Annotated in this window: 16 protein-coding genes and 2 pseudogenes; 9 read left to right on the forward strand and 9 right to left on the reverse strand. The window is 71.7% G+C overall.

The genetic code is table 11. From position 1 onward, the window contains the following. Window positions 1–62 precede the first annotated feature (62 nt). Window positions 63–146: pseudogene (locus ACFVV1_RS16760) on the forward strand (VOC family protein); the annotation flags it as partial. Here the strand turns inward: ACFVV1_RS16760 and ACFVV1_RS16765 are convergent. Both ACFVV1_RS16765 and ACFVV1_RS16770 read right to left on the reverse strand, forming a co-directional pair. Next, window positions 143–856 carry a VIT family protein gene (locus ACFVV1_RS16765; protein WP_389989954.1) on the reverse strand — a complete coding sequence of 238 codons (714 nt, stop codon included), beginning with the start codon at window positions 854–856 and terminating at the stop codon, window positions 143–145. The pseudogene ACFVV1_RS16760 and the gene ACFVV1_RS16765 sit on opposite strands and share 4 nt — an antisense overlap. 81 nt (window positions 857–937) lie before the next feature. Then, window positions 938–1,282: a zinc ribbon domain-containing protein gene (locus ACFVV1_RS16770; RefSeq protein WP_389990170.1), complete on the reverse strand. Its 345-nt coding sequence runs from the start codon at window positions 1,280–1,282 to the stop codon at window positions 938–940. A 196-nt stretch (window positions 1,283–1,478) separates the two neighbouring features. Between ACFVV1_RS16770 and ACFVV1_RS16775 the strand changes: the two are divergent. The 7 genes and pseudogenes from ACFVV1_RS16775 to ACFVV1_RS16805 all read left to right on the forward strand — a co-directional run bounded on the left by ACFVV1_RS16775 (window position 1,479) and on the right by ACFVV1_RS16805 (window position 8,748). Continuing rightward, a pseudogene (locus tag ACFVV1_RS16775) lies at window positions 1,479–3,146 on the forward strand (IS200/IS605 family accessory protein TnpB-related protein). A gap of 50 nt (window positions 3,147–3,196) precedes the next feature. Further along, window positions 3,197–3,850, forward strand: coding sequence for a TetR/AcrR family transcriptional regulator (locus ACFVV1_RS16780; protein WP_389989955.1), 654 nt, complete (start codon window positions 3,197–3,199; stop codon window positions 3,848–3,850). A gap of 29 nt (window positions 3,851–3,879) precedes the next feature. Next, on the forward strand, window positions 3,880–4,878 hold the full coding sequence (locus tag ACFVV1_RS16785) for a DEDDh family exonuclease (protein ID WP_389989956.1): 999 nt from the start codon (window positions 3,880–3,882) through the stop codon (window positions 4,876–4,878). 64 nt (window positions 4,879–4,942) lie between these two features. Beyond that, a complete protein-coding gene (locus ACFVV1_RS16790; RefSeq protein ID WP_389989957.1) occupies window positions 4,943–5,176 on the forward strand; it encodes a hypothetical protein in 234 nt (77 codons plus the stop codon). A 74-nt stretch (window positions 5,177–5,250) separates the two neighbouring features. Beyond that, the gene (locus ACFVV1_RS16795) at window positions 5,251–6,072 is read left to right on the forward strand and encodes an SURF1 family protein (protein WP_389990171.1); all 822 of its coding nucleotides are present in this window, start codon (window positions 5,251–5,253) and stop codon (window positions 6,070–6,072) included. Between the two features lie 115 nt (window positions 6,073–6,187). Further along, window positions 6,188–7,987, forward strand: a complete 1,800-nt coding sequence (locus ACFVV1_RS16800; protein ID WP_389989958.1) for a glycoside hydrolase family 15 protein — start codon at window positions 6,188–6,190, stop codon at window positions 7,985–7,987. Window positions 7,988–7,992: 5 nt separating this feature from the next. Then, complete coding sequence (locus ACFVV1_RS16805; protein ID WP_389989959.1) at window positions 7,993–8,748, forward strand: SDR family oxidoreductase; 756 nt, start codon at window positions 7,993–7,995, stop codon at window positions 8,746–8,748. Window positions 8,749–8,878: 130 nt separating this feature from the next. Here ACFVV1_RS16805 and amaP read toward each other — a convergent pair whose 3' ends face one another. Genes amaP through ACFVV1_RS16830 form a run of 5 tightly spaced genes read right to left on the reverse strand, consistent with a single transcriptional unit; the run spans window position 8,879 to window position 11,227 of the window. Beyond that, the gene (gene amaP / locus ACFVV1_RS16810; RefSeq protein WP_389990172.1) at window positions 8,879–9,457 is read right to left on the reverse strand and encodes an alkaline shock response membrane anchor protein AmaP; all 579 of its coding nucleotides are present in this window, start codon (window positions 9,455–9,457) and stop codon (window positions 8,879–8,881) included. A 5-nt stretch (window positions 9,458–9,462) separates the two neighbouring features. After that, window positions 9,463–10,149: a DUF6286 domain-containing protein gene (locus ACFVV1_RS16815; protein WP_389989960.1), complete on the reverse strand. Its 687-nt coding sequence runs from the start codon at window positions 10,147–10,149 to the stop codon at window positions 9,463–9,465. After that, complete coding sequence (locus tag ACFVV1_RS16820; RefSeq protein ID WP_389990173.1) at window positions 10,146–10,499, reverse strand: hypothetical protein; 354 nt, start codon at window positions 10,497–10,499, stop codon at window positions 10,146–10,148. Before ACFVV1_RS16820 ends, ACFVV1_RS16815 begins: the two co-directional genes overlap by 4 nt. A 14-nt stretch (window positions 10,500–10,513) precedes the next feature. Continuing rightward, window positions 10,514–10,705, reverse strand: coding sequence for a hypothetical protein (locus ACFVV1_RS16825; protein ID WP_389989961.1), 192 nt, complete (start codon window positions 10,703–10,705; stop codon window positions 10,514–10,516). A 48-nt stretch (window positions 10,706–10,753) separates the two neighbouring features. Then, on the reverse strand, window positions 10,754–11,227 hold the full coding sequence (locus tag ACFVV1_RS16830) for an Asp23/Gls24 family envelope stress response protein (RefSeq protein WP_389989962.1): 474 nt from the start codon (window positions 11,225–11,227) through the stop codon (window positions 10,754–10,756). A 91-nt stretch (window positions 11,228–11,318) separates the two neighbouring features. Between ACFVV1_RS16830 and ACFVV1_RS16835 the strand changes: the two genes are divergently transcribed. Then, entirely contained in the window at window positions 11,319–12,173 is an 855-nt protein-coding gene (locus ACFVV1_RS16835) for a hypothetical protein (RefSeq protein ID WP_389989963.1), read from the forward strand. 130 nt (window positions 12,174–12,303) lie between these two features. On the opposite strand, the gene ACFVV1_RS16840 is transcribed toward ACFVV1_RS16835, so the two are convergent. Further along, window positions 12,304–13,095 carry an enoyl-CoA hydratase/isomerase family protein gene (locus ACFVV1_RS16840; RefSeq protein WP_389989964.1) on the reverse strand — a complete coding sequence of 264 codons (792 nt, stop codon included), beginning with the start codon at window positions 13,093–13,095 and terminating at the stop codon, window positions 12,304–12,306. A gap of 152 nt (window positions 13,096–13,247) precedes the next feature. After that, complete coding sequence (locus tag ACFVV1_RS16845; protein ID WP_018518904.1) at window positions 13,248–13,469, reverse strand: helix-turn-helix domain-containing protein; 222 nt, start codon at window positions 13,467–13,469, stop codon at window positions 13,248–13,250. Window positions 13,470–13,595: the final 126 nt, after the last annotated feature.

Genomic DNA, 13,595 nt, shown 5'->3' on the forward strand with positions numbered 1-13,595 from the left:
GAGGGCCGTTCGCCCGTCCACGTTCCCTCGCTGGTCGGCGCGGCGTCGAGGGCGGCCATGCGCGCGTGGCTCAGCCGACGCTCGACGCCGAACTCACCGGTCGACGTCATGGACGCAGCAGCGCACCCGTCAGGACAACCGGCTAGACCCCCACCGCCCCCAGCAACTCCCCCGCCACATAGGTGACCGCCATCGCCAGCGCTCCCCCGCCCATGTTCCGCAGCACCGCGGGCCCTGCCGTCGCCTCGCCCAGGCGGGCGCTCCACCAGCCCGTCCCTGCCAGCGCCGCCAGCACCGACAGCACGGTCACGAGCAGCCGCAGCGACGCCGGGGGCAGCACGATCGCCAGCAGCGGCAGCAGCGCGCCGACCGTGAACGCCAGGAAGCTCGCTGCCGCCGCATGCCAGGGGTTCGTCAGCTCGTCCGGGTTGATGCCCAGCTCGACCACCGCGTGGGCGCGCAGCGCATCGCGTTCGGTGAGCTGGACGGCGGCCTCGCGGGCGACCTCGTGGCTCAGGCCCCTGCCCTCCAACAGGGCGGTCAGCTCGATGAGTTCCGCCTCGGGGGCCTCCTTCAGTTCCCGTTTCTCCGTCGCCAGTGCGGCCCTCTCCGAATCGCGCTGGGTGGAGACCGATACGTACTCGCCCACCGCCATCGACATGGATCCGGCCAGCAGTCCGGCCAGGCCCGCGGTGAGCAGGATGCCGCGGTCGGCGGTGGCTCCGGCCACACCGACGACCAGGCCGGCGGTGGAGACCACACCGTCGTTGGCGCCGAGGACCGCGGCGCGCAGCCAGTTCAGCCGCGCGCCGAGTCCGTTGCCGTGCGGTTCGTCATGCGCCTGGGTATCCGTCACCCGAGGATGGTCTCACCGTTGTTTTGATCATCAAGTGATCTCAGCGATCCCGGCGATTCCGTCGGAATGGTCCGTAACGGGTCACCAGGGCGTGAGTTGTGTCCTGGTGGCTTGTTGACGGTCTCCCGTTTCCTTCCCGGCCCGGGGGCTGGGGATCGCAGCACCTGCCCGCCCCGTCCCAGCCTTGTGGCGCGGGCGGGTGCTGCGGGTCTTGCGGTCGGCTCCACGGGGCTTCGACTCCGCCTTGGCGGGGTCCAGGTCTCCGGCCACTCCGGTACCTGTGGTGCGGGCCGCGAGGGCGACCAGGTTGCGTCCGGCGTTTGCGTCCCGGTCGATGACGAGTCCGCAGTTGTCGCACTCGAAGACGCGCATGCTGAGGGTTAGCCGCCCTTCTCGGTTGTCCGATGCCCGGGTTCTGTAACACAGCTACACCGATGCGAATGAAGGGTTGTGAGCTGCTGTCGGTTTGCTGCGTTGAGGTGCGTTGTAGTGAGCAGGAGTGAGTCCTGTCGGCGGCTTCACGGGGCGGGAACGGAAGTTCTGGGCTCGAATGGGTGACCTCGGCGGCTGGTGCTCGTTGGGCTGGGTGACAGTTGCCCGGCCTGGAGGGGGAGGTGATGTGGTGGGTGGTTTAAGGAAGTTGGCTGCGGCCTTCGTGGTGCCGGGGCCGTGCGGGGTGGCGGTCCGGGACCGTCTCAAGCACCTCACGCCCCAGGACGAGAAGGTTCTGCGCGCGGTCGGCGCGTATCAGGGCGCGCTCGCTTCCCGTGATCTCAAGGTTCGCTGCGCGGATGGCCTGGAGCACGGTCCGGACTCTTGGGCGTCGCGTAAGCGGGACCTGACCGGGGTGTCGTCGTCGCGGATCGCGGGTGCGATCACCAAGGCCACGCACGATCAGTGGGCGCTGGCCCGCCGTTGTCAGGCGGCGTATATCCGGAATCTGGAGGCCGGGATCGGGACGCTGCGGCACCGCCTGTCCCTCCCCATCGGCGCGCCGGGTACGAAGCGAGCCGCGGGCGGCTACCGCTCCCGGGGTGAGTGGTTTCGCAAGTCCCGCCGTCTCGCGGTGCTGGAAGCCCGGCATGATGCCGCTGTCGCCGACCGGCAGGCCGGACGCGTCCGGGTCGTGCGGGGCGGCAAGCGTCTCCTGAACACCCGCCACCACCTCGCCGACGCCCACCTCACCGAGGAGCAGTGGCGGGAAGGCTGGGAGGCGGAACGCTGGTTCATCGCCGCCGACGGCGAATCCGGCAAACGGTTCGGGAACGAAACGATCCGCGTCACCCCGGACGGCGAAGTATCGATCAAGCTGCCTGCCCCGCTCGCGCACCTGGCCAACACCCGTCACGGCCGGTACACCCTCACCTCGACCGTGGCGTTCGCGCACCGGGGCCAGGAGTGGGCCGACCGAATCGCCGCGAACCGGGCCGTCGCCTACCGCATCCACCTCGACGTGGACCGTGGCCGCTGGTACCTCACCGCGTCCTGGCAACGCCCCGTCGTGCAGACCATCCCGCTGGAGGCGGCCCGGGTCCGGGGCGTGGTCGGCGTCGACACCAACGCCGACCACTTCGCCGCCTACCACCTCGACCCACACGGCAACCCCGTCGGCGACCCGCACCGCTTCCCCTACGACCTGTCCGGCACCACCGCCCACCGCGACGCCCAGATCCGCCACGCCCTGACCCGCCTCATCAACTGGGCCAAACAGGCCGGTGTCACCGCGATCGCCATCGAAGACCTCGACCTCACCACCGAGAAGACCCGCGAGAAGCACGGCCGCAGGAAACGGTTCCGGCAGCTGATCTCCGGTATCCCGACCGGCAAGCTCAAGGCCCGGCTCGTCTCCATGGCCGCCGAACACGGCCTGAGCATCGTCGCGGTCGACCCCGCCTACACCTCGATGTGGGGTGCCCAGCACTGGCAGAAACCGCTGGCCACCCCCAAGCGAAAGATGTCCCGTCATGATGCTGCCGGCATCGCGATCGGACGACGCGCTCTCGGACACCCGGTCCGGGATGGGGTATCCCCTGCTCGAACGTAGTTGAGAGCTTGGGGAAGGACGGCACCGCCCCCACACGACCAGAGAGATCGTGCGGGGCATCGGACCGCCCAGGCCAGGCCAGGTGCACCGGGGCGTGACGGACCACGCCCACCCGCAACGGACCACGCCCCCAGAGACGTGCCGCCGAGCGGGACGCGAAAGCGGGGACCAAGTGCATCCAACACCGTTCGGGATGCGCCCAGTACGCAGCGGTGGGTCCAGGACTCACTCATGCACACTGGCTAGGAACGGTAAATAGGCGTGCACGTAACGGAGTTCGAAGCACTGGGAGCACTGTGGCCCGATCGTCGCCGACCCGCGAAGAGGTACTGGACACCGCCACCGCCCTGGTGAGGCGGCACGGCCCGCAGGCTCTCACCATGCGCGGGCTCGCCGCCGAACTGGGCACCGCGGTCACGTCGATCTACTGGCACGTCGGCAATCGCGAATCGCTGCTGGACGCCCTCGTCGAGCGCACCGTGCAGGAGATGGGCACCCTCCGCCCGGCCGGCCGGACCCCGGCGGCCCGGATCGTCTCCGTCGCCCGCGGCCTGCGCCGCGAACTGCGCGCCCGGCCGCATCTGATCGCGATGGTCCACGAACGGGGGCTCACCGAGCGGATGTTCCTCCCCGCACAGCGGGCCCTCGTCCACGAGGTGCACGCCGCGGGGCTGCGCGGGGCGCGGGCCGCGGCAGCTGTGCGGGCGGTGCAGTTCCAGACCGTCGGCTTCCTGCTCGTCGAACGCAATCGGGAGCGGTCCCCCGTCCAGTCCCCCGGCGAGGGCGATCTGTGGGCCGCGTCCACCGCGGACGACGACCCGGCACTGGCCCGCGCGCTGGCCCGGCCCGCCGATCCGGACCGGCTGTTCGCGGACTCCGTACGGGCCCTGGTGGAGGGGCTGCTGGCCGGCCCCGTACGCCGGGCGCCCGGGCGGGAGACGGCCGAATAGGAGACTGTCAGCAGCGGCCCGTATTCTCTGTGACCATGCTCGACGACCGCCAGACCGCAGCACCGTGGCCGACCGCCTACCCGCAGGGGTACGCGGTCGTCGACGTGGAGACCACCGGACTCGCACGGGACGACCGGATAGTGTCCGCGGCCGTCTACCGCCTGGACGCGCGGGGCAATGTCGAGGACCACTGGTACACCCTCGTCAATCCGCAGCGTGATCCCGGTCCGGTCTGGATCCACGGGCTGACCAGCGAGGTCCTGGACGGCGCTCCGCTCTTCCGGGAGGTCGCCGCCCAGCTGTCCGAGCGGCTCGCGGACCGCGTGCTCGTCGCGCACAACGCGGCCTTCGACTGGTCGATGCTGGCCCGGGAGTACGCACGGGCCTCGGTCACCGCCCCCGTCGAGCAGCGGCTGTGCACCATCGCGCTCTCCAAGGAGCTGCGGCTGCCACTGCCCAACCACAAGCTGGAGTCGCTGGCCGCGCACTTCGGGGTCGTGCAGCAGCGCGCCCACCACGCGCTGGACGATGCCCGGGTGCTGGCCGAGGCGTTCCGGCCCAGTCTGCACGCGGCGGCGCGGGGCGGGGTGCGGCTGCCACTGCTGGAGTGCCGGCCGCTGACCGAGTGGTCGGACTCCCCGGTCACCCCGCGGATCGGCTACCAGCCCTCGTACGGTCAGGGCAGCTGGCGTCCCTCGCGCAAGCGTCCGGCATGCCCGTATCCGAACCCCGGGCGGTACGAGAAGGACAAACCCCTCATGCAGGGCATGCGGGTGGCGTTCTCCGGGGACACCTCCATCGACCGCGAGCTGCTGGAGGACCGGGCCGTGGAGGCCGGGCTGCACGTGGCGACCAGCGTGTCCCGGCTGACCAGCCTGCTCGTCACCAACGACCCGGACGCGGCGACGTCGAAGACATCGAAGGCGAAGTCGTTCGGGACACCGATCCTGGACGAGAGCGCGTTCACCCATCTGTTGCGCGATGTGGCGCCGGCGGCGGCGCAGCCGGCCGCGCGGTCATCGGAGTGAACCGGCGGCGACTCGCCCGCCCGCCGCTCGCCCGCCGCCGCTCCGGCGTCCCACCCTGTGGCGCATGGCACGTTGCGAGGTTTGCGGAAACGACTACGGCATGTCCTTCGAGGTGCACGCGCAGGGCGCGGTGCACGTCTTCGACTGCTTCTCCTGCGCCATTCACCGCATGGCACCCATCTGCGAGCACTGCCGGGTCCAGATCATCGGCCAGGGCGTCGAGGTCGACGGCCACTGGTTCTGCGGCGGTCACTGTGCCCGCGCCGAGGGAAGGGTGGGCATCATCGACAAAGTCTGAGCACCGGCCGTCGCCGCGCCCCCTTCCCCCACCCCTCCGCGAGGCACCCCATGACGCAGTTGTACCGTCATGGGGTGTACCGCTTCCTGTTGACCCGGCAGTGGCTGATCCTCGCCCTCCTCGCCCTCGTACTGATTCCCACGATGGTCGAGCTGGGCTTCTGGCAGCTGCACCGGCATGAGCACAAGGTCGCGCAGAACTCCCTGATCTCCCGCAACCTCAAGGCGAAACCGGTTCCGGTCGCCTCGATCACCTCGCCGGGTCACACGGTCCCGCGCTCCGACTACTGGCGCGCGGTGACGGCCACGGGCACGTACGACACCGCGCACGAGGTGGTCGTCCGCCGCAGGACCTCCACCGACGACCGGATCGGCGTCCATGTGCTGATCCCGCTCGACCTCAAGGGCGGCGGCACGGTCCTGGTCAACCGCGGCTGGGTGCCCTCCGCCGACAGCCAGCGCGCGTTCCCCGACGTACCGGCCGTGCCCAAGGGCGAAGTGACCGTGACCGGGCGGCTCAAGGCCGACGAGACGACCGGTACCAGCGGCATCAAGGACATTGCGGACCTGCCGGACCGCCAGGTGATGCTGATCAACAGCGCCCAGGAGGCCAAGAGGCTCTCCCGGCCGGTGCTCGGCGGCTACATCGAGCAGACGGGACCCGAACCGTCCGGCGACTCCCCGGAACTGATCGCCGCCCCCGACGACGGCTCGATCGGCCCGCACATGGCGTACGCCGTGCAGTGGTGGCTGTTCGCCGCCGGGGTCCCGGTGGGCTTCGTGGTCCTCGCCCGCCGGGAGAAGCGCGACCGGGTGGAGGCCGCCGCCGGGGAACCGGACACCTCCGAGCCGAAGACGCCGGAACAGCCGGAGAAGCCGGAGCCCGCGACGGCCTGACGCCGTCTCCGGCGGGGTGCGGGAACGCCTTCGTGGGCCGGCGTACCGACGTGACCCCTGCCTCTCGTGGGGCTGGGCTGCTTAACGAGGCCCAGGTTCGGGAACACGCCAGAACGTGACCCCACACATCGAGGACTATGCCCTCATCGGTGATCTGCAGACAGCCGCCCTGGTCGGCAGGAACGGTTCTGTCGACTGGCTCTGTCTGCCCCGCTTCGACTCGGGCGCCTGTTTCGCGGCCCTGCTCGGCAACGAGGAGAACGGCCACTGGCGGATCGCCCCGAAGGGCGCCGACGCCTGTACCCGGCGCGGCTATGCGGGTGACTCCCTCGTCCTGGAGACGTACTGGGAGACCCGTACCGGCACGGTCAAGGTCATCGACTTCATGCCGCAGCGCGACCGGGAACCCGATGTCATGCGGATCGTCGAGGGCGTCAGTGGGACGGTCGAGATGAGCTCCGTGATCCGGCTGCGCTTCGACTTCGGCTCGGTCGTGCCGTGGATGCGCCGCTCGCAGGGGCACCGGGTGGCGGTCGCGGGGCCGGACTCGGCCTGGCTGCGCAGCGAGCCGTCGGTCAAGACCTGGGGCCAGCAGTTCTCGACCTGCTCGTCGTTCACCGTCTCCGCGGGCGAGCAGGTGGCGTTCGTCCTGACCTGGCACCCCTCTCACTCGCCCCGCCCCGAACTCGTCGACCCGTTCGAGGCGCTGGAGAACACCCTGGCCGACTGGGCCGCGTGGTCCGCCCGGTGCAGGTACCGGGGCCCGTACCGGGAGGCGGTGATCCGCTCGCTGATCACGCTGAAGGCGCTCACCTTCGGCCCGACCGGCGGCATCGTGGCGGCGCCCACCACCTCGCTGCCCGAGGAGATCGGCGGCGTACGGAACTGGGACTACCGCTTCTGCTGGCTGCGGGACTCCACGCTGACCCTCGGCGCGCTCATCTCGGCCGGCTATCTGGAGGAGGCGGCCGCCTGGCGGGACTGGCTGCTGCGGGCCGTCGCCGGGAATCCGGCCGATCTGCAGATCATGTACGGCCTGGCGGGCGAGCGCAGGCTGCCCGAGGCGGAGCTGCCGTGGCTGCGCGGATTCGAGGGCTCCGGCCCGGTCCGGATCGGCAACGCCGCGGTCCGCCAGCGTCAGCTCGATGTGTACGGGGAGGTCATCGACTCGTTGCGGCTCGCGCGGGAGGCGGGCCTGGACGACAAGCCGCACGCCTGGAATGTGCAGCTCAGCCTGCTCGGCTTCCTGGAGTCCACCTGGCGCGAGCCGGACGAGGGGCTGTGGGAGATCCGGGGCCAGCGCCGCCACTTCGTGCACTCCAAGGTGATGGCCTGGGTCGCCGCCGACCGCGCCGTGAGCACCCTGGAGAAGAACCCCTCGCTGGCCGGCGACGCGGACCGGTGGCGGGCGATGCGGGACGCCGTGCACCGGGAGGTGTGCGAGAAGGGATACGACCCGGTACGGAACACCTTCACGCAGTCCTACGGCTCCCGGAACCTGGACGCCGCGACACTGCTGATCCCCCGGACCGGATTCCTGCCGCCGGACGATCCCCGGGTGATCGGGACGGTCGACGCGGTCCGGGAGGAGCTGGGCAGCGGCTGCCTGGTCCGCCGCTACAGCACGGACGGCGCCTCGATCGACGGGCTGCCCGGCAGCGAAGGGGCCTTTCTGGCGTGCTCGTTCTGGCTGGCCGACGCCCTGCACCTGACGGGGCGCACCGAGGAGGCCCGAGACCTCTTCGAGCAGCTGCTGGCGCTCCGTAACGATGTGGGGCTGCTGGCCGAGGAGTACGACACCGTCGGGCGCCGGCAGCTCGGCAACTTCCCGCAGGCGTTCAGCCACATCGGACTGGTGGGCACGGCCATGGCCCTGGCCGGGGAGAACACGCTGGAGGCCGAGGCGGCAGGATAGGGCCCATGGATCTTGGACTGAAGGACCGCGTGTACATCGTCACCGGAGCGACCCGGGGGCTGGGCAACGCCACGGCCCGGGCGCTGGCCGAGGACGGGGCGCGGGTGATCATCACCGGGCGGGACGAGAAGCGCGTCGAGGCGGCCGCCGCCGAACTGGGGCCGGACGCCGTCGGCCTCGCCGCCGACAATGCCGACCCCACCGCCGCTCAGCGTCTGGTGGACAGCGCGCACGAGCGGTTCGGGCGGCTCGACGGCATTCTCATCAGCGTCGGCGGGCCGGCGCCCGGCTTCCTCGCCGACAACACCGACGAGCAGTGGCAGTCGGCCTTCGATTCGGTGTTCCTGGGTGCGGTACGTCTCGCCAGGGCCGCGGCGGCCACGCTCGGCGAGGGCGGGGTCATCGGTTTCGTGCTCTCCGGCTCCGTGTACGAGCCGATCGCCGGGCTGACGATCTCCAACGGGCTGCGCCCCGGCCTGGCCGGCTTCGCCAAGTCCCTGGCCGACGAGCTCGGTCCCCGGGGGATCAGGGTGGTGGGCGTGCTGCCGGGCCGGATCGACACGGACCGGGTGCGTGAGCTGGATACGCTCTCGGGCGACGCGGAAGCCTCCCGTGCGGCCGGTGAGGCACGCATTCCGCTGCGGCGGTACGGCACGCCGGAGGAATTCGGCCGGACCGCGGCATTCCTGCTCTCGCCCGCGGCGTCGTATCTGACGGGCATCATGCTGCCGATCGACGGCGGCTACCGGCACGGCTTCTGAACCCGCGCCTTCCCGAAGCGGACCGGCTTCCGAGCCGGCACCGCCCTGAGCCGGACCGGCCTCCGAAGCGGCCCGGCTTCGTTCCGTACCGTCGGGCGGGGCCGGCCGTTCAAGCCCGTCCGACGGTACGTCAACTCACCCTTTCCGCACGGTGCTTGACTGCCCGCAGTCGCACCTCGGCCGGCAGCTCGGCCAGCCCCGCCGAATCCCGCGCATGCGCCAGCGCCTCGTCGGTGAGGCGGCCGAGCGCCTCGTCCGGCGCCGCGTGCGGCTCCATCAGCAGGCGGATCCTGGCATGCGGCGCACTGCGCCGGCCGGTGAGCGTGACCTGGGCGCGGGCCACCCCGTCCAAGGTCCCCGCCTCCTGGGCGAGCACCCCTTCCAGGGCCCGGCCCCGCAGCAGCGCGCCCTCGCCGTCGCCGCTGTCCACCAGCACCTCGGCGAGGCGGGCCCGGCGCAATTGGGCCAGCAGCCACCACAGGGCGAGGACGACCACGACGGCGAGGACCGCGATCACCGTCGGCCACCACCAGCCCTCGCCGCGCCAGCGGTCCCGGTCGGCCTGGCCGAGGAGCACATCGCCCTTGCCGTACCAGGGCCACCAGGACGGTACGGAGAGGCCGAGTCCCGCGGCGAGCACCGCGCCGCCGACGCAGATCAGCACCAGCCCGGCCAGGCCGAGCAGCACCCGGTTGACGGTCCTGAGCAACGGGCTCACCCCTTCTTCGCCGGACGGCGGACCTGCACGGACAGGCTGGGCGGCCTGGCCAGCCCCAGTTCCCTGATGGCGGTGGAGAGCACGGTGTCCAGATCGGCCCGTACGTCGTCGAGTTCGCGGAAGTGCGACACCGCGCGCACCCCGGCCCTGCCCCGGCCCATCCGGACCCGTACCGACTGCACGCCGGACACCTCGACGGCCCGGTCGCGCAGGACCAGTGCCGCCGCGGTGCGGTCGAGACCGGCGCGTACGCCGGGACGGTCGCGGCGCATCGGCAGCAGGTCGCGGAGTCCGGGGGTGACGGCGAGCACGAACAGCCACAGGCCGATCGCCAGGGTGGCCGCCGCACCGGCCAGCACCCATACGTCGTCCAGCGGCCGCTCGGCGAGTTCGTCGGCCAGCACGCGGCGCCACCGCATCGCCGGCCGGTCGGCCCGTACCGCCGCCACGTCGTAGAGGAGGAGGCCGGCGCCGCCGAGGGTCACCAGCGCGAGGACCGCCGCGGGGATGCGGCGCGGGGACCAGAATCGGCCCGCCCTGTCGCCGCTCCCCTGCTGTGCGGGCACCGGGTCGTACGCGGCGGACGAGGCGGACTGGTCGAGTTCGAGCACGTCCCCTTTTTCGACGGGCCGGGCGGCGGGCAGCCGTTGTTCACGGTGTTCCGGGTCATGGGGCTCGGTCATCGGATCCTCCCCTGTGCCACGATGCCCGCTCCCGTCGGGTGCAGGCGCTCGACCTGTACGGCGACCTCGGGCACTTCCATTCCCGCCAACGCCCTTACCCGTTCGGCGACATGCCGACGCACCCCGCCGCACTGGCGGCCGATGTCGGTGGGGTACCCGAGCTCCAGGCTCACCCGTACCCGGGCGGTGTCACGTTGCACCGTGACCGTGGCGCGCGGCGAGGCACCTTGCTCCGGCGGCTCGTCGATCGCCTCCTTCGCCGCCTGTGCGGCGATCTTCGCGACCACCCGGTCGGCGATCCGGGTCTCCCCGCGCTCACCGGAGGCGATCCGGCCGCCCACCCCCGACAACGCCGTCACCGCCGTCACCGCCGTCGGTCGCCGCGCTCGCGACCTCGGAAGAAGTCGCCGGGTTCCAGGTCACCTTCCAGGAACCGGCCGACGACGAAGCCGACCGCCCCCAACGCCGCCACCAGGAGAAAGGCCCCGAATCCGCCGAAGTACCCGGCGAAACCGAGCGCCATGCCGGCCACCATGCCGGCCACCGCCATGCTCATCGTGCGCTCCTCAACTGCCTCGGTTCCGAGGCCTACGGGTTCGGAGGGCTAGTGAAGACGTGGTTCGGACTGGTCCTCTTCATCGGGCTCGTCGGGCAGCTTCACATCACTCACCGCGATATTGACCTCGACGACCTCCAGGCCGGTCATCCGCTCGACCGCCGCGATCACGTTCTCCCGTACGTCACGGGCGACGTCGATGATCGACACGCCGTAGTCGACGACGATCTCCAGGTCGAGGGCGGTCTGTGACTCGCCGACCTCCGCCTTCACCCCGCGGGTGACGGACTTGCCACCACCGGGGACCCGGTCGCGCACCGCGCCGAACGTGCGCGAGAGACCGCTGCCCATCGCATGGACACCGACCACGTCGCGGGCCGCCATTCCCGCGATCTTCTCGACCACGCCGTCGGCGATGGTCGTGCGGCCTCGGGTGGCCGGGTCTCCCCCACCGCGCTTGATGAGCGGGGTCGCTTCCTTGTCGGGGCTCTCGGCCCGGTTCCGCTGCGGAGTCTCGGTCATCGCCACTCTTCCCTTCGGGCAGGTTGGACCTCGTTGCCCACACTAAGTGCGCTTGCCCCGTCTCGCGCCGTGGATGCGGCAGGCTGGGGAGATGACGACGGCTGACGGTCCGCACAGGGCCGACGGATGGACAGCGGCGGTACGGCAGCGGCTCGGCCTCGGCCGGCTGCTTCCGCTGGGCGCTCCGGCGGACGGGGCCTGGATCTCGGAGCGGGCCGCGGTCGCTGTGCTGCGCGGCGCGGTGGGCGGGCCGGGACCGGGGCCGGTGCTCGGGAAGCTCAGGATCTCGGTGGCGGATCCGGACGGGGCCCCGGCTCCGGAGGTGGAGCCACCGCCGAGTGCCCTGCCGCCGGGGCCGTTGCGGATGGAGGCGACCATGTCGGCGATGTCCGGCGTGCCGCTGCCCGCCGCTGCCGCGGAGCTGCGCTCGGCGCTGCTGACGGCGGCCGGGCAGCGGCTGGGCCTGGTGGTCGCCGAGGTGGATCTCCGGGTGACGGAACTGCTGGACACATCACCCGTACGGCCGACACCCGAACCGGCCCGCGAGGTGCGCGGCCGTGCATCGCAAGGCGGAGGAAGGAGTCGGACGGGGTCTCCCCTGCACGAGCGGAGCCGAGAACTTGGGGAAGGAGTCATGGCGACCGACGACAACGCGGCGAGGCGCGGTGCCGGGGCACGCGAGCCCGGCATGATCCAAACGAGAGGCCCTGGGGCGGAGGGGGCGGCGGGGGCCGCTGCCGCAGGTGTTCCCGGTGTTGTGGCGCTGACCCGGGTGCTGGGCAACGCGGTGCACACGGGCCCGGGCCGGCTACGGGTCGAGCTGGCGACGGACTCGGGTCACCGGGCGCTCGACGTGGCTCGCGCGGTGCGGGGCGCGGTGGCGGCTGCGGTGGAGGGGCATCCCTCGGTCACGGTGCTGGTCACGGCGGTGGTGGAGCGGGACTGACGACCGGCCCCGGGACTGCCCCACCGGGCGGCTGCCCCATGGGGCCGGGCCGTGACCGCCGGGCGCGGCCGACCCGCCGGGCGCCTGAGGATCACGCCTGTCCGGCGGCCGGGGCGGGTCCCGCCGCCGCTCAGTCGGTGATGCCCGCCAGGTCGCGCAGGCGGCGGCCCTGCGCGGCGCGTTCGGCGATGCGCTGCTCCTCGTAACCACGGGAGACGGCGCCGCTCAGCAGCGCCTTGGTCTCCACGACCGCGTCGCGCGGGGCGGCGAGCAGTGCGGCGGCCAGGTCGCGGGCCGCTGCGTCCAGTTCACCGGCGGGGACCACCAGGTTGGCCAGGCCGGTGCGCTCGGCCTCCTCGGCGTGCACGAAGCGGCCGGTGGCGCAGATTTCGAGCGCGCGGGCGTACCCCACCAGGTTCACCAGGGGGTGGGTGCCGGTGAGGTCGGGGACCAGGCCGAGGCTGGTCTCACGCATGGCGAACTGCGCGTCCTCGGCGACGATGCGCAGATCGCAGGCGAGGGCGAGCTGGAAGCCGGCCCCGATCGCATGCCCCTGGACGGCCGCGACCGACACGATGTCGTTGCGGCGCCACCAGGTGAACGCCTCCTGGTACTCGGCGATGGTCGCGTCGAGCTCGGACTCCGGGCCACGCGCCATGTCGAGGAAGGACGGCTCACCGTCGAACCCCTCGGGGGTGAACGCCTGCCGGTCGAGGCCCGCGGAGAAGGACTTGCCCTCGCCGCGGAGCACGACGACCCGCACGCTGCCGGGCAGTGCCCGTCCGGCCTCGGTCAACGCCCGCCACAGAGCGGGGGACTGAGCGTTGCGCTTGGCCGGATTGGTGAGGGTCACCGTGGCAACCGCGTCGTCGACGGTGAGTCGTACGCCGTCCTTGTCGAGCACAGAGTCGAACGAGGTCATGGGGCGCCTCCGGATCGGTTCAGTCAGCATGTCGAACTAAGTGACTGAACAGTAACCACCCGGTCGACAACCTGGTCGACCGGGTGGCCACCGCCGAAACCGGTGAGCCCCGGGACGGGTCCGGACGACCTGTCCCGATCCGCCGAAGGCCGTCAGGCCGTGGCGGCCTTCTTGCCCCGCGTAGCTCCGCCGCGTCCACGCAGCGTGACTCCGGACTCACTGAGCATCCGGTGGACGAATCCGTAGGAGCGGCCGGTCTCTTCGGCCAACGCCCGGATGCTCGCACCGGAGTCGTACTTCTTCTTCAGGTCTGCCGCGAGCTTGTCGCGCGCGGCGCCGGTAACCCGGCTGCCCTTCTTCAGAGTCTCGGCCACCCGTGCCTCCTCATGGGAAGTGCGCTCTGGACTCTCATGATCACCCCTCGGGGGCTTCCTGGCCACCCATTCGGCAAGGTCCGTGCAACCGGATTCCGGTCCGGGGAACGGACCGGCACGACCGGA

It is taken from the genome of Streptomyces sp. NPDC058092 (genome assembly GCF_042884935.1).
Lineage (GTDB): Bacteria > Actinomycetota > Actinomycetes > Streptomycetales > Streptomycetaceae > Streptomyces.

Excerpts from the sequence above, each read along its gene's own strand:
- ACFVV1_RS16790 (WP_389989957.1), top strand. The coding sequence starts at position 4,943 with ATGGCACGTTGCGAGGTTTGCGGAAACGACTACGGCATGTCCTTCGAG.
- ACFVV1_RS16805 (WP_389989959.1), top strand. The coding sequence starts at position 7,993 with ATGGATCTTGGACTGAAGGACCGCGTGTACATCGTCACCGGAGCGACC.
- ACFVV1_RS16815 (WP_389989960.1), bottom strand. The coding sequence starts at position 10,149 with ATGACCGAGCCCCATGACCCGGAACACCGTGAACAACGGCTGCCCGCC.
- ACFVV1_RS16825 (WP_389989961.1), bottom strand. The coding sequence starts at position 10,705 with ATGAGCATGGCGGTGGCCGGCATGGTGGCCGGCATGGCGCTCGGTTTC.
- ACFVV1_RS16830 (WP_389989962.1), bottom strand. The coding sequence starts at position 11,227 with ATGACCGAGACTCCGCAGCGGAACCGGGCCGAGAGCCCCGACAAGGAA.
- ACFVV1_RS16835 (WP_389989963.1), top strand. The coding sequence starts at position 11,319 with ATGACGACGGCTGACGGTCCGCACAGGGCCGACGGATGGACAGCGGCG.
- ACFVV1_RS16840 (WP_389989964.1), bottom strand. The coding sequence starts at position 13,095 with ATGACCTCGTTCGACTCTGTGCTCGACAAGGACGGCGTACGACTCACC.